Origin of the sequence: Enterococcus sp. DIV1314a, from assembly GCF_051713805.1 — a bacterium.
GTDB classification, from domain to species: domain Bacteria; phylum Bacillota; class Bacilli; order Lactobacillales; family Enterococcaceae; genus Enterococcus_I; species Enterococcus_I aquimarinus.
This window is the reverse complement of the sequence record NZ_JBIOQP010000001.1, coordinates 44381-58889: the sequence shown is the minus strand read 5'-3', so window position 1 is coordinate 58889 and position 14509 is coordinate 44381. Positions and strand designations below refer to the sequence as shown.

Here is a 14509-nt window from a genome sequence, read left to right as displayed (position 1 = left end):
TAGAAGGAGGGAAGTCAATGGTCGACATTATTTTACAAGCTATCAGTTTGTTTTTCATGATTTTTTTAGGATTCATCATGAAACGGATCGGGATTTTACAAAAAAATGATGGCACAATGATTGCCAGAATTATTATGAATATTACGTTACCAGCAGTGATTATCGTGAATTTTATCGATTTAAAAATGGATAAAAAGTTATTATTATTTACGTTACTAGCTCTTATTTGGTTTATGCTCCAACTGTTACTGGCCTATCTTTATTCTAGGAAAAAAAATCCACAAGCCAAAGCCCTTTATCTGTATGGGGCCTCTGGGTTTAATATTGGGAACTTTACACTACCTTTTGTGCAAAGTATCGCACCACTGGGTATTCCGCTTATTTCCATGTTTGATGTGGGGAACAATTTGTTACTCTCAGGTGGGAATAAGATTATCGTGGATCAAGTGATTGGTCATTCCACGAAAGTTCGCTTCAAACACGTTTTTTTGCAATTAGCCAAATCGGTCCCTTTTGTGTGTTATCTCGTGATGTTTTTCCTTCGATACTTCGCCATCGATTTACCTGAAGTGGTCAAAATCGTAACGCAACCGGTAGCGTCGTCGAATGTATTCTTATCGATGTTTATGATTGGCTTATACTTGGAGTTCCGCTTACCAAGAGATTCGATAAAAGAAGTGATTGGTGTGTTAGCGTTACGCTATGGAATTGGTTTTTCAGTCATTGCACTGTTATACTTCTTACCGTTAAGTGACTTAATCAAATCAATGCTAAGTTTGTTAGCACTCACCCCAATTCCCTTATTTGGTATTATGTTTGCGGTAGCTTCTGGTGTAAAAGAAGAAGTATTAGGTTTTGCTGCTTCGATGAGTTTCTTATTGAGTTTACCGTTAATGACGATTGTCTTGCTGGTTTATGCTTAAAATGTAAGCAAATGTATTGTTAAATTGGACTTTTTCCTTCATACTTTGAAAGGAAGAGATAAGAGGAGGAATAAACATGTTATTAGGATCACACGTCTCAATGAATGGGAAAAAAATGTTACTGGGTGCTGCAGAAGAAGCAGCCAGTTATGACGCTTCTACTTTTATGATTTATACTGGTGCCCCGCAAAATACGCGCCGTAAAGCAATCGAAGAAATGAATATTGAAGCGGGTACTGCCTTTATGAAAGAACACGGAATGAGTCATATGGTGATTCATGCTCCTTATATTATTAATTTAGGGAATACCGTAAAAGTCGAGAATTTTGGCTTTGCGACACAATTTTTGCGCGATGAAATTATCCGTTCGCAAGCATTGGGAGGCACTCAAATCACCATGCATCCAGGTGCTCATGTCGGTGCGGGTCCGGACGCTGCGATTGCGCAAATTGTGAAAGGGTTGAATGAAGTCTTAACTGCTGATCAAATTCCGCAAATTGCCCTCGAAACGATGGCAGGTAAAGGGACGGAAATCGGCCGTAGTTTTGAAGAAATTGCGCGCATTATTGACGGCGTGACACTAAACGAAAAATTATCGGTTACGTTGGATACGTGTCATATTCATGATGCTGGTTACAATGTCAGAGAGGATTTTGACGGTATTTTAAATGAATTTGATAAAATCATTGGTTTGGATCGCTTAAAAGTCATTCATATTAATGATTCCAAGAACATTCAAGGCGCGAAAAAAGACCGCCACGCCAACATTGGTTTTGGTGAAATTGGTTTTGAGGCCTTACATAAAATTGTTCATCATCCGCAATTAGCTCATTTACCGAAAATTTTAGAAACCCCTTATGTGGGCGAAGATAAGAAAAATAAAAAGCCGCCATATGCCTTTGAAATTGCGATGTTAAAGAGTGGTGTGTTTGATCCTACTTTATTAGAAAAAATTGAGAATCAAGGATAAAAGATAGCTTTACTTGCATAATCAGTAAAAAAAGCTCTTTCTTTTAAAATCTTTACCGATTGCGCCTTTTCTTTTGTTTTAATATCTAGTAAAATGTTTAGTTGAGAGTACTCGTAAGGAAGGAGTGTTACCATGAACTGGGGACTAGCTATTTTATTTATTGCAATCGGTGCAGCGATCGGTGCCGTCGGTGGTTTCTTTCTTGCACGTAAATACATGCAAGATTATTTAAAGAAAAACCCACCAATTAATGAAGATATGTTGCGCACAATGATGTTATCAATGGGTCAAAAGCCTTCTGAAAAGAAAATACGTCAAATGTTGCAACAAATGAAAAATCAAAAATAAACGATTTTTTAAACGGGCTGATTATAGCCTGTTTTTTTTTAGGAGAGAAAAAATAAAGGAGTGTTAAAATGTCTATTTTTCGCAAATTAAGTTGGTTCTTTAAAGAAGAGAAAAAGCACTATCTGCTAGGGGTTTTTGCGCTCGTAGTCGTTGCGATTGTGCAACTTGTTCCCCCGAAAGTAATTGGAATTATTATTGATAAAATCGCAGCCGATGAAATTAATCTTCAAGAAATTTTTGCCTGGATTGGTTTATTACTGCTAGCCGCCATTGCGCAATACGTCTTTCGTTTCATTTGGCGAACGAACATCTGGGGGAGCGCCGCACGTTTAGAAAGAAGTCTGCGTCGTCAGTTGTTTCATCATTTCACCCAAATGGATCACTTGTTTTACCAAAAATACCGGACCGGTGATTTAATGGCTCATGCAACCAATGACTTATCAGCAATTCAAAATGTGGCAGGTGCCGGAATTTTAACGTTTGCTGACTCGATGATTACCGGTGGCATGACCTTGATTGCGATGATGATTTTTGTGGATTGGCGTTTAACCTTGATTGCGCTGATTCCCTTACCGTTATTAGCGGTCGCTTCACGCGTCTTAGGCTCAAAGTTACATGATGCGTTTCGGGATTCCCAAGAAGCCTTCTCGTCGATTAATGATAAAGCACAAGAAAGTATTACAGGCATGAAAGTCTTGAAGACATTCGGTCAAGAGCAAGAAGATATTGCCGAATTTACCGAAAAAGTCCAACAAGCGATTCAAAAAAATCGACGAGTGAACTTTTTAGACGCCCTGTTTGACCCAGTCATTACACTAATTATTGGGTTGTCTTATGTTTTAACAATCATCGTAGGTGGACAATTTATTATGAATGACATTATCACGATTGGACAATTGGTTTCATTTGTGAGTTATATTGGGATGCTGATTTGGCCGATGTTTGCCATTGGTCGTCTTTTTAATGTTTTGGAACGAGGCAATGCGAGTTACGATCGTGTTTCAGAGTTACTAGGGGAGAAAACGCATATTGTCGAAGCATTTAATGCGCGGAAAGAACCTGCTAAAGGGAATATCATGCTTGATTTAGCTTCTTTCACGTATCCAGATGCTGATACAACAGCCCTAGAAGAGATTCAAATTTCACTAAAAGAAGGAACTGTTTTAGGCATCGTTGGCAAGACGGGCGCCGGTAAAACAACGCTCTTAAAATTGTTAATGCGTGAGTATGATCATTACGAAGGCACGATTTTATTTGATGGGCACAATATTAAAGACTATACCTTAGACGCTTTATTGCAATCAATGGGGTATGTGCCACAAGATCACTTCTTATTTTCGATGAGTATTCGGGATAATATTCGTTTTGCGAATCCGCAGTTACCACAAGAGCGTGTCAATCAAGCGGCTGAATTAGCAGGCATTCATTCGGATATCGAAGCCTTCTCGCAAGGATATGATACATTAGTCGGAGAGCGTGGTGTGTCCCTATCAGGCGGACAAAAGCAGCGCATTTCAATTGCCCGTGCCTTAATTACGAATCCTGAATTATTGATTTTAGATGATGCCCTGTCGGCCGTCGATGCGAAAACGGAAGAAATCATTCTTTCTAATTTAAAAGCGTATCGTCAAAACAAAACAACGATTATTGCTGCTCATCGATTGAGTAGTGTCATGCACGCGCAAGAGATTATTGTCTTAGATGAAGGAAGAATCGTCGAGCGTGGTGTTCATGAAGCGTTAATCACAACAGGTGGTTGGTATCAAAAAATGTGGGAAAAACAACAGTTAGAAGCTAAAATTGAAGGGGGAGAAGAATGATGGAAAAAAAGCAATCCGAATGGGCAAAATCAATGCCCTTTAAAGAACAACTTGTCGTGATTAAACGCTTGTTTGCTTATGCGAAACCGTTTAAAATGACGTTTATCATCGCTATTGGTTTTGCACTTGTTTTAGCGACAATTAATGTTTTAATGCCAAGAATTTTGCAAACGTTGATTGATCGCTATTTAACGACCCAAAGTGCAACGTTACAAATTATTTTGTTTTTTGCGATGCTATATTTATTAGGGACGATTTTGAAAGCTGTCATTTGGTTCTTTCAATGGTTTTTATACTCCAATGCGTCACTCCAAAGTTATCAACATATTCGTGTCAAATTATTTGAAAAATTACATACCCTCGGGATGCGTTATTTTGATCAAACGCCGGCAGGATCCGTTGTCTCAAGAGTTTCTAACGACACGGAAACCTTATTTGAATTTTGGCACGTTTTCTTAACCGTGTTAACCGGGATTTTTGCGGTCGTATCATCGTTTATTGCGATGTTTCAAATTAATCAAAAAATTGCCCTACTAATCTTAGCTTTCTTGCCAATTCTCGGGTTTGTGATTTGGTATTATCAAAGTTTTAGTTCCCGTGTTTATCGCCAAATGCGTGAGAAATTAAGTCAATTAAATACAAAATTGAATGAATCGATTTCAGGTATGCAAATTATTCAACAATTCCGACAAGAAAGACGATTTATGAAAGAATTCGAAGAGACGAATGACGAGTACTTAGCTACCCGATACGCGATGATTAAGATGAACTCCCTCTTATTGGGCCCAATTATCAGTCTACTTTATACATTTGCTTTAGCGGTCGTCTTAACGGCTTTTGGGTTCAACGCCATGCAATCACCCGTTGAAGTCGGGTTAATCTTTGCCTTTACAACCTACGTTCAAACATTTTTTAATCCTATGACACAAATGATGGACTTTTTAAGTACGTTTACGGATGGAATCGTAGCGGGTAGTCGTGTGTTGCGAATTATTGATGAGACAGAGTACACGCCCCAACAAAAAGACAACGCCCATGCGAAAATCATCGAAGGAAAAATTGAATTTCGAAATGTGACGTTTTCTTATGATGGAAAGGTGAATGTGTTAGAAAATATTTCGTTTATCGCAAATCCCGGAGAAACGGTGGCGTTAGTCGGGCATACCGGGAGTGGTAAAAGTTCGATTATTAACATCTTAATGCGTTTTTATGAATTTGGAGAAGGTCAAATTTTAATAGACGACCAAGATATTCGTGATTTTTCTTTGGAAGAATTAAGACAAAAAATGGGTTTGGTTTTACAAGATGCCTTTATGTTTTATGGGAATGTCGCGGATAATATCCGCTTGTTGAATAAAGAGATTACGGATGAAGAAGTCGTTCAAGCGGCAAAATTTGTCCAAGCAGATCGCTTTATTGAAAGCTTACCAGATACTTATTATTCAAAAGTGATCGAGCGTGGTGCGAGTTATTCGAGTGGGCAACGACAATTAATTTCGTTTGCACGAACAATGGTGACGAAACCTAAGATTTTAGTTTTGGATGAAGCGACGGCCAATATTGATACCGAGACAGAGAGTCTGATTCAACAAGGCTTGACGAATATGCGACAAGGCCGGACAACGATTGCCATTGCGCATCGCTTGTCGACGATCCGTGATGCGAATTTAATTTTAGTCTTAGATAAAGGGAAGATTATCGAACGCGGAAATCACGACGAATTAGTTCAGTTCGACGGCTTATATTCGGCGATGTATCAACTGCAAAGTAGTGACGTCTAATTTTCACGAAACACCTTTAAATTAGTGCAACAAAAAAGACAACGACTTTGAGGTCGTTGTCTTTTTGTTAGCCTAATGCTTTTTCGATAGGATCAATCATTTCTTTTGGACTTGTTTTTGGAGCGAAACGCTCAACGACTTCTCCGTCACGATTAATTAAGAATTTTGTGAAATTCCATTTGATATCGTTCGTTAAGAGACCAGGTGCTTGTTCTTCTAAGTAGAGGAACAAAGGATCGGCTTCTTTGCCGTTAATCACTGTTAGTGTATGCATTGGGAACGTCACACCATAAGTCATCCGACAAGCTTCTGCGGCTTTTTCTCCTGAATCGGGTTCTTGATGAAATTGATTCGATGGGAAGCCTAAAATGACGAGACCTTGATCCTTATAGGTCTGGTAGATGGCTTCTAGTTCTTTAAATTGAGGGGCTAAACCACATTTTGACGCTGTATTGACAATGACAATGACTTTTCCTTTGTATTGTTCGAGAGAGTAAGTTTCTCCTGTTTCCAGAGTAGCATTAAATTGATAAATTGACATCGTATTCATCTCCTTTTTTTAAGTATACAAGATTATAAAAAAAGATGATAAAAAAACGACTTACAAAAAGCAAGTCGTTCATTTTTTTAAACGGAAACTTCATCTAATGTGGTCGTCTGTTGCACGAGTGACTTGGATTCCCAAATTCTGGAGCGCCACCGTCGAATCATTAAAATCGACCGCAAGGCCTCATCAATCGCATAAGCAATCCACACACCAACTAAGCCAAATCCTGCCCAAATTGCAAGAGAATAGGAGAAGGGTAAACTAATCACCCATAAGACAAGCAAACTACAAATGAGTGGGAATTTGACATCGCCACTTGCATTGAGCGAACCCACTAAAATCATATTAATCGAACGCGTGGTTTCGAGGACAATTTCCACTAAAAAGACTTCTTTCGCGATATGGATGACTTCCGGATTGCTTGTGAAAATCCCCATGATTGGTTCGATAAAGATAAACGTAATCAGACAAATAATCAAAGACGCACTTGCACCGATGATCGTCGTTCGCATGCCTCTGTTATACGCACGCTCAAATTCGCCTGCTCCGACATCGCGACCAATCATAATCTGATTCCCTTGACTTAAAGCTGAAGCAATCAAATAAACGAATTGGGTAATCGCACTAATATAAGATTTGGCAATTAACACACTAGCACCCAGTGATGCCACAATCATTGTCACCACAACTTGGGCGCCTTGATAAGATAATGTTTCTCCTGACGAGGGTAAACCATACGTCAAAATGGCTTTCAAAATAGGAAACGAAATTTTTCTGAAGCGGAAAGAGAAAATAGAAAAGCCGATGTAGCGTTTTAAGAGTGCTACTGAAATGATTAAGCCAATCATATTACCGAACACACTCGAGTACGCGAGGCCACTGACACCAAAACTTGGCAAGCCAAAAGGTTGATATAGTACAAAATAGTTACCGATTACCGATAAGAGACTAGCTGTCATTGGAATGAGCAAGGCTGGTTTTGTATGACCATGTGTTCGTAAGATGGCAATAATCACCGCAGAGAGCGCAGAAATAATGAGACTACCACCGAAAATTTGCAAATAACTATTTCCAATTTGGATTAGTTCCTCATTTAAGTTCATGAAAGTGAGTAAAGATTTGGAGAAAAAGAAGAACACGATACTAATAATCATACCAATTGTAAATGAACCAAATAATGCCGTGTGAATCACGTGCTTAATGTCACGTAACTTATTGGCCCCAATGTATTGAGCAATAATAATCTGGGTACCAATCGTAATGAAACCGTAAACAAATACCATCAGGTTTAATAATTGGTTGGCCGCGCCAATGGAAGCGACAGCAGGTTCTGAATAGTGGGAAATCATCCACACATTAATATTTCCGATGACGACTCTGAGAAATAATTCCACAAAGATCGGCCAGCTGAGAAAGAGTAACTCACGATCAGATGGCGTAATTTTTTTTATGCTTGTCAAATTGCTTTTCCTCTCTTATAGTTATTATTTGTAATGTCTTGGCAATTTTACAAGATAGGTATAAAATGTCAAGGGTTTTCAGCCACTTCCATTCATTTTATTGGAGCATATTGTTAGACAATGGATAATGAAAAGAATAAAGTGATTGTAGTGAAAATATCGGAGGGATACAATATATGTTAGATGTAATAGTTATCGGTGCGGGACCGGCAGGAATGACGGCAGCATTATACGCTTCAAGATCCAATTTATCAGTTTTATTAATCGAACGTGGTGCTCCAGGTGGCCAAATGAATAACACCGCTGAAATTGAAAATTATCCAGGGTTTGACCGAATCATGGGACCAGAATTAGCCGAAAAAATGTATAGTCCCCTTGAAAAATTTGGCACAAAACATGCCTATGGAATTGTAGAAGGGATTAACGATTGTGGCGACTATAAAGAAGTCAAAACAGACAGCGAGATTTATCAAACCAAAACGGTTATTATTGCAACGGGCTGTGAACACCGTCAATTAGGTGTCAAAGGCGAGCAAGAATTTGCGGGTCGCGGTGTGTCCTATTGTGCGGTTTGTGATGGGGCGTTCTTCCGCAATCGCAAACTATTAGTCGTAGGTGGAGGCGATTCTGCTGTCGAAGAGGCTTTGTTTCTGACACAGTTTGCTTCAGAAGTTGTGATTGTTCACCGTCGTGATGAATTACGTGCACAAAAAATCATTCAAGATCGGGCATTTGCGAATCCTAAAATTTCTTTCTTATGGGATTCGGTTGTCACAGAAATTAAAGGAAACAAGATGAGCATGACGGGTGCTATCATTGAAAATGTACGAACAAAAGAAACTCATGAAGAAGAAGCAGGTGGTATCTTTATTTATGTAGGGTTAGATCCACTAACTGAAGCTTTCAAAGATACAGGAATTACCAATGAGGACGGATGGATTATCACAGATACGCAAATGCGTACCTCAGTTCCGGGTGTTTATGCGGTTGGTGATGTTCGTGAGAAAGAATTACGTCAAGTGACTACTGCAGTCGGCGATGGTAGTATTGCTGGACAACAAGTTTTTCAATTTATTGAAGAGCAAAAAGATCTTAAGACAACCGTCTAAGCAAAGACACAATCGTTCAAAAAGTAATAGATAGATAACAGTTATTTTCTAAAATAAAAAAGTGATTAGCTTTGAAGGCTGATCACTTTTTTAGCGTTTAGAAGAATGATAACAGAAAGAAGACAAGCTCTTTTAGTCTAAAGTTAATAATGGTATAATTGGTTTATCTACTTATTTTGAAAGTGAGGTTTTTTTATGTCTTGGAGAAAAATTTACGAACAATGGTCTACTTATGAAAATTTAGATGAGTCGTTATCGCAACAATTGGCCGCGTTAAGCGATCAAACAGATGCACTAGAAGATGCTTTTTATGCGCCACTTGAATTTGGAACGGCAGGAATGCGTGGTATTTTAGGTCCTGGTATTAATCGAATGAACATTTATACGATCCGTCAAGCAACGGAAGGGCTAGCTCGTTTCATTGATACACAAGATGAAGACACACGCAAACGAGGAGTTGCAATTGCCTACGATTCGCGTCACTTATCGCCAGAATTTGCCTTAGAAGCGGCCTGTACGTTAGCCCAACATGGCATTCCTTCGTATGTCTTTGAGAGTTTAAGACCGACACCCGAATTATCATTTGCGGTTCGTCATTTAAATACCTTTACGGGCATTATGATCACGGCATCGCATAATCCAGCGAATTACAATGGTTATAAAGTTTACGGAGAAGACGGAGGGCAAATGCCGCCTGCCGATGCTGCGGCCTTAACCACGTTTGTTCGTGAAATTGAAAATCCATTAGACATTGCCGTTTTATCTGAAGAAGCAGCAAAAGCACAAGGATTGATTCATTTTATTGGTGAACCAGTCGATCAAGCCTATTTAGCTGAAATTAAATCCGTAACGATTAATCAACCATTAATTGATGAAATGGGTGATGAGTTAAAATTGATTTATACGCCTTTACATGGAACTGGAAAAATGTTAGGAGAACGGGCATTAATGCAGGCAGGATTCAAAAAGTTTATTATTGAACCGACTCAAGGCGAGCCTGATCCAGATTTTAGTACCGTAAAATCACCTAATCCTGAAGAACACTCCGCTTTTGAGTATGCGATTGCCCTAGGAGAAAAAGAAGGGGCAGATTTACTCATTGCGACCGATCCAGATGCTGACCGTTTAGGTGCGGCGATTCGTTTGCCAAATGGTGAATATCAAGTGTTGTCAGGAAATCAAATTGGCGCGATTTTGATCCACTATATTTTAGAGGCCCATCAAGCAGCAAAAACCTTACCGAAAAACGCGGTTGTCTTAAAATCGATTGTTTCAAGTGAACTCCCTACCGCGATTGCCAATAGCTATGGCGTAGAAATGATGAATGTGCTTACAGGCTTTAAGTTCATTGCTGAAAAAATTCAACAATTTGAAACCGATCACTCTCATACGTTTATGTTTGGTTTTGAAGAGAGTTATGGCTATCTAGTAAAACCTTTTGTACGGGACAAAGATGCGATTCAAGCTTTAGTTTTATTTGCTGAAGTTGCCGCTTATTATAAAAAACAAGGCAAAACATTGTATGATGCGTTACAAATGATTTTTGATACGTATGGTTATTTCTCTGAAAAGACGATTTCAGTGACAATGAGTGGGCAAGAAGGTTCAGCTCAAATTGCAGCCTTGATGCAGACGTTCCGAGAAAAAGCACCAACGCATTTTGCCGATGTAAAAGTCATTCAAACAGAAGATTTCAAACACTTAACGAAAACGTTTGAAGATGGAACAGTTGAAATGCTAACAACGCCACCGTCAGATGTTTTAAAATATGTCTTAGCGGATGATAGTTGGATTGCGGTACGACCATCTGGAACAGAACCAAAAATGAAGTTTTACATTGGTGTCAAAGCGGACTCACAAGTAGCTGCGGATGAAAAAATTGAGGCCCTCGAAGCAGCGATTAACGAAATCGTTGGTTAGTGGTTTTCAAAAAAGTAAAAATAAAGAGATTAATCACGGAGGTGTAGGATGCAAGAGTTACCGACGCTTCAAGAAATCGAGAAAGTCAGCCGGATATTTAAACTTTTGAGTGATGCGACACGTCTGAAAATTTTATTGACCTTGGAGCAAGGTGAACGAAATGTGACGTCAATTGCTGAAGTAGTCCAAATGGAGCAATCGGCCGTATCTCATCAACTGAAATTATTAAAAGACAATCGAATGGTGAAGGCTCGTCGTGAAGGAAAGACGGTTTTTTATCGCTTAGATGATCAGCATGTTTTTGATATTTTAGAAGAAACCCTCGAACATATTCGTCACTAATTTGTGAAAAAAGAGGAGGAAGACAATTCTTCTCTTTTTTTTTGTGGCGGTTTTTGATATATTAAGAGTAAACATTAAAAAATGATAATTTTTTCTAATAATTTTTTAAGAATAGGGGAGCATATGAAAACAGAAATGAATATTGGCCTATTAGGGTTAGGCGTCGTCGCAACGGGTGTGGTAGAAATGCTCGCAATTCAAAAGCATAAAATCGAAAAACAAACCGGAGTCACGTTGAATTTATCAAAAGTCCTGGTCTTGGACAAAGCTGAAAAACAAGCACTAGCAGCAGAACATGGCTTTGAATTAGTAACGGATTTAAAAGAAATCACAGAAGATCCAACGATTGATATTGTCATCGAATTGATTGGTCGTATTTCACCAGCCAAAGACTATATTTTAGCTGCATTAAGGAACAAAAAACATGTGGTGACAGCGAATAAAGATTTAATTGCACAACATGGAGAGGAATTAATTCAAGTCGCAAAAGATCACCACGTCGGGTTTTATTATGAAGCTAGCGTGGCAGGAGGCATCCCGATTTTACGGAGTTTAGCGACTAGCTACATGGCAGATCACATTACGAGTATTCAAGGAATTGTGAATGGTACAACGAATTATATGTTAACAAAGATGGTTGAAGAAAAAATGGATTATGCCACTGCTTTAGCGAAAGCACAAGCACTAGGTTTTGCTGAATCAGATCCAACAAACGATGTGGATGGGATCGATGCTGCCTATAAAATGATTATTTTAGGCGCGTTTGCCTTTGGAAAAAGCTTAACGATCAATGATTTATCAATCGAAGGGATTCGTCGCTTAGACTTAGCAGATATTTTTAGTGCGCAATCACTTGGTTATGAAGTGAAGTTAGTGGGAGAGGTCAAGCAAACTTCTGCTGGTATCTCAGCTTCAGTCGGACCGGTCTTGTTACCGAAAGAGCATCCATTAGCTACCGTTAAAAACGAAAATAATGGGGTCTATATTGAAAGCCGAGGGATTGGGAAATCCATGCTTTACGGCCCAGGGGCGGGGGCTTTACCAACTGCCACTAGTGTCCTGGCAGATTTAATCGAAATTGCCAAGCAATCTCAAGGAGCTCAATTGTATCCACCATTTAATGAATTAAAAGAAGAGCTTCCGTTGGCACCAAAAGAAACGATTGTTAATCATTACTATCTCAGTGTCCATTTAGCAGAAACGATGGCGTCACAAGACAAAGTGAATGCATATTTAGACGACCAAAAACAAGCAATTGCTTTTTCTAAAATTGAGGAAACGGATCGCCTCATCTTATTACTTAAAACCGTGACCGAAGAACAATTGCAAGAACAATTATCTTTTGTGGCACAATTCGGTGAAGTACAAAGTGTACTTCGGATAATGGGGGAAATCGATGAAAATTAGAGTACCAGCTACCAGTGCGAATCTCGGTCCAGGCTTTGATTCTTGCGGCATCGCCTTGTCCTTATATCTTTTTATTGAAGTTTTAGAAGCGCAAGAACAATGGGAAATTCTCCACGATTTAGGAGACGATGTACCGACAGATGCGTCGAATTTAATGATTACAACAGCCCTTAGTCTGGCGCCAACAATGCAACCACATAAAATTAAGATGAGTTCTAATATCCCGTTAGCCCGTGGTTTAGGCAGCAGCTCTTCGGTTATTGTCGCAGGAATTGAATTAGCGAATCGTTTGAATCAATTAAATTTATCACCTAAAGAAAAAATAGAAATTGCGACAAAAATAGAAGGCCATCCCGATAATGTTGCGCCTGCGATTTGTGGGGACTTTGCGGTCGCGTGCTATTTTCCAGATCGTCGACAAGATAGTGTCAGTCATGTGAAGCATTACTTCCCAGAATGTGACATTATTGCTTTTATCCCAAATAAAGAACTACTGACTTCTGCCAGTCGTGAAGTGCTGCCGACTTCTTTTTCTTATAAAGAAGCAGTCGAAGCTAGTGGAATCGCAAATGTGATGATTGCGGCTGTGATTAGTGGGAATCTCCCTCTTGCTGGAAAAATGATGCAAGAAGATCGATGGCACGAAAAATACCGTCAAAAGTTAGTTCTGCATTTAGCGAGTATTCGTCAAATATGCAACGATGAAGAAGCGTATGGTTGTTATTTAAGTGGAGCAGGTCCGACAGTGATTGTCTTGTGTCCTGAAGCGAAGACTGAACGCATGGTTCAGTTATTGAAAGCTTTAGATTCTACGGCGCGAATCGAAACATTATCGATTGATCGTGAAGGGATCCAAGTTTTTTAAATACCAATGAAAACACCCCTAAAAGTTAGACCAAAAATCTAACTTTTAGGGGTGTTTTTAGGCTGTATAACGATTACTGTTGAAGAGTACGTTTGTATCTGTATTACGCTTCGTTATCTTCGGTAATATAGTAGCTATGGTCTTCTAAATTGAGTGCATTTAAAATCATTGATGCCGTTTCTTCGATCGATAAGCTAGCGACATTGATAATAATACAGCCGAGCTTTTCGTACAGTTCATTGGCAAAGGTTAACTCTGTTTTAATTTTATCCAAATCTGAATAAGCAGTATCGGGATTCAATCCGTAAGCAATCATGCGTTCTTTACGAATACCGTTTAGAATCTCAGGGTCGTTCGTCAAACCAACAATTTTTTTAGGATCGATTTCCCATAATTGTTTCGGAATGTGTGCTTGTGGCACAATAGGTAAATTGGCTACTTTTAGATTTTTGTTGGCTAAAAATAAGCTAAGTGGTGTTTTAGAAGTTCGCGAGACACCGAGTAAAACAATATCGGCTTCTAAAAAACCTCTTGGATCTTTGCCGTCATCATATTTCACGGCAAATTCCATCGCTTTAATTCGTTTAAAATAATTTTTGTTCAAATGGTGTAAAGCACCTGGTTCTCTAGATGGAATCACGCCGGTCCGTCGCTGAACTTCAAGAACGGGTGGTGTTAAGACATCAAAATGGAATAATTCACTTGCTTCACAAAAATGATCAGCCAAGGCAACTAATTCTTCGTTGATTAACGTATGTAAGATGATGGCGTCACATTTTTTAGCATCGGTTAACGCTTTAATTAAGGCTTCTTTGGTAGTGATAAATGTGCGGCGGAAAATTTCAAACTCAACCGTTGGATATTGGGCCATCGTCGCTTGGGCTAACTTTGAGGCAGTTTCTCCGGCAGAATCAGAAATGATAAAAAAATATAATGGTTCTTTCTTGTTTTTTTCAGTCATAAGCATCCCTCACTTGCAATTTAGTCACTCTTATTATACCATACAGTCGATGAACT

13 protein-coding genes are annotated in these 14509 nt (G+C 39.0%); 10 read left to right on the top strand and 3 right to left on the bottom strand.

From position 1 onward, the window contains the following. Positions 1–17 precede the first annotated feature (17 nt). The 5 genes from IGI68_RS00280 (at position 18) to IGI68_RS00260 (ending at position 5842) form a co-directional block, all read left to right on the top strand. Positions 18–923 (top strand): AEC family transporter, encoded by a 906-nt coding sequence (locus IGI68_RS00280; protein ID WP_438729402.1) that lies wholly within the window; start codon positions 18–20, stop codon positions 921–923. 76 nt (positions 924–999) lie between these two features. Continuing rightward, positions 1000–1893 carry a deoxyribonuclease IV gene (locus IGI68_RS00275; protein WP_438729399.1) on the top strand — a complete coding sequence of 298 codons (894 nt, stop codon included), beginning with the start codon at positions 1000–1002 and terminating at the stop codon, positions 1891–1893. Positions 1894–2025: 132 nt separating this feature from the next. Then, a complete protein-coding gene (locus tag IGI68_RS00270) occupies positions 2026–2241 on the top strand; it encodes a YneF family protein (RefSeq protein WP_071874188.1) in 216 nt (71 codons plus the stop codon). Positions 2242–2309: 68 nt separating this feature from the next. After that, a complete protein-coding gene (locus IGI68_RS00265) occupies positions 2310–4061 on the top strand; it encodes an ABC transporter ATP-binding protein (RefSeq protein WP_438729396.1) in 1752 nt (583 codons plus the stop codon). After that, positions 4058–5842 (top strand): ABC transporter ATP-binding protein, encoded by a 1785-nt coding sequence (locus IGI68_RS00260; protein ID WP_438729393.1) that lies wholly within the window; start codon positions 4058–4060, stop codon positions 5840–5842. The genes IGI68_RS00265 and IGI68_RS00260 overlap by 4 nt, the downstream gene beginning before the upstream one ends. 67 nt (positions 5843–5909) lie before the next feature. Here the strand turns inward: IGI68_RS00260 and IGI68_RS00255 are convergent, their stop codons facing one another. Together IGI68_RS00255 and IGI68_RS00250 are read right to left on the bottom strand one after the other, a co-directional pair. Next, entirely contained in the window at positions 5910–6383 is a 474-nt protein-coding gene (locus tag IGI68_RS00255; RefSeq protein WP_273233279.1) for a glutathione peroxidase, read from the bottom strand. Between the two features lie 86 nt (positions 6384–6469). Next, positions 6470–7849 (bottom strand): MATE family efflux transporter, encoded by a 1380-nt coding sequence (locus IGI68_RS00250; RefSeq protein WP_438729389.1) that lies wholly within the window; start codon positions 7847–7849, stop codon positions 6470–6472. A gap of 176 nt (positions 7850–8025) precedes the next feature. Between IGI68_RS00250 and trxB the strand changes: the two genes are divergently transcribed. The 5 genes from trxB (at position 8026) to thrB (ending at position 13492) form a co-directional block, all read left to right on the top strand. Continuing rightward, positions 8026–8958, top strand: a complete 933-nt coding sequence (trxB, locus tag IGI68_RS00245) for a thioredoxin-disulfide reductase (protein WP_273233275.1) — start codon at positions 8026–8028, stop codon at positions 8956–8958. Positions 8959–9153: 195 nt separating this feature from the next. Next, positions 9154–10878 (top strand): phospho-sugar mutase, encoded by a 1725-nt coding sequence (locus IGI68_RS00240; RefSeq protein WP_438729385.1) that lies wholly within the window; start codon positions 9154–9156, stop codon positions 10876–10878. Between the two features lie 48 nt (positions 10879–10926). After that, entirely contained in the window at positions 10927–11220 is a 294-nt protein-coding gene (locus IGI68_RS00235; RefSeq protein WP_071874181.1) for an ArsR/SmtB family transcription factor, read from the top strand. A gap of 123 nt (positions 11221–11343) precedes the next feature. Beyond that, on the top strand, positions 11344–12627 hold the full coding sequence (locus IGI68_RS00230; protein WP_273233268.1) for a homoserine dehydrogenase: 1284 nt from the start codon (positions 11344–11346) through the stop codon (positions 12625–12627). Next, positions 12617–13492, top strand: a complete 876-nt coding sequence (gene thrB, locus IGI68_RS00225) for a homoserine kinase (protein ID WP_438729381.1) — start codon at positions 12617–12619, stop codon at positions 13490–13492. The genes IGI68_RS00230 and thrB overlap by 11 nt, the downstream gene beginning before the upstream one ends. A 103-nt stretch (positions 13493–13595) precedes the next feature. Here thrB and IGI68_RS00220 read toward each other — a convergent pair whose 3' ends face one another. Next, positions 13596–14453 carry a pyruvate, water dikinase regulatory protein gene (locus IGI68_RS00220; protein ID WP_071874178.1) on the bottom strand — a complete coding sequence of 286 codons (858 nt, stop codon included), beginning with the start codon at positions 14451–14453 and terminating at the stop codon, positions 13596–13598. Between the last annotated feature and the right edge of the window lie 56 nt (positions 14454–14509).

Bases quoted from the DNA above. Each gene is read 5' to 3' on its own strand.
- IGI68_RS00240 (WP_438729385.1), top strand. From the start codon at position 9,154: ATGTCTTGGAGAAAAATTTACGAACAATGGTCTACTTATGAAAATTTA.
- IGI68_RS00235 (WP_071874181.1), top strand. From the start codon at position 10,927: ATGCAAGAGTTACCGACGCTTCAAGAAATCGAGAAAGTCAGCCGGATA.
- IGI68_RS00260 (WP_438729393.1), top strand. From the start codon at position 4,058: ATGATGGAAAAAAAGCAATCCGAATGGGCAAAATCAATGCCCTTTAAA.
- IGI68_RS00275 (WP_438729399.1), top strand. From the start codon at position 1,000: ATGTTATTAGGATCACACGTCTCAATGAATGGGAAAAAAATGTTACTG.
- IGI68_RS00280 (WP_438729402.1), top strand. From the start codon at position 18: ATGGTCGACATTATTTTACAAGCTATCAGTTTGTTTTTCATGATTTTT.
- IGI68_RS00270 (WP_071874188.1), top strand. From the start codon at position 2,026: ATGAACTGGGGACTAGCTATTTTATTTATTGCAATCGGTGCAGCGATC.
- IGI68_RS00220 (WP_071874178.1), bottom strand. From the start codon at position 14,453: ATGACTGAAAAAAACAAGAAAGAACCATTATATTTTTTTATCATTTCT.
- IGI68_RS00230 (WP_273233268.1), top strand. From the start codon at position 11,344: ATGAAAACAGAAATGAATATTGGCCTATTAGGGTTAGGCGTCGTCGCA.
- trxB (WP_273233275.1), top strand. From the start codon at position 8,026: ATGTTAGATGTAATAGTTATCGGTGCGGGACCGGCAGGAATGACGGCA.
- IGI68_RS00255 (WP_273233279.1), bottom strand. From the start codon at position 6,383: ATGTCAATTTATCAATTTAATGCTACTCTGGAAACAGGAGAAACTTAC.
- thrB (WP_438729381.1), top strand. From the start codon at position 12,617: ATGAAAATTAGAGTACCAGCTACCAGTGCGAATCTCGGTCCAGGCTTT.
- IGI68_RS00265 (WP_438729396.1), top strand. From the start codon at position 2,310: ATGTCTATTTTTCGCAAATTAAGTTGGTTCTTTAAAGAAGAGAAAAAG.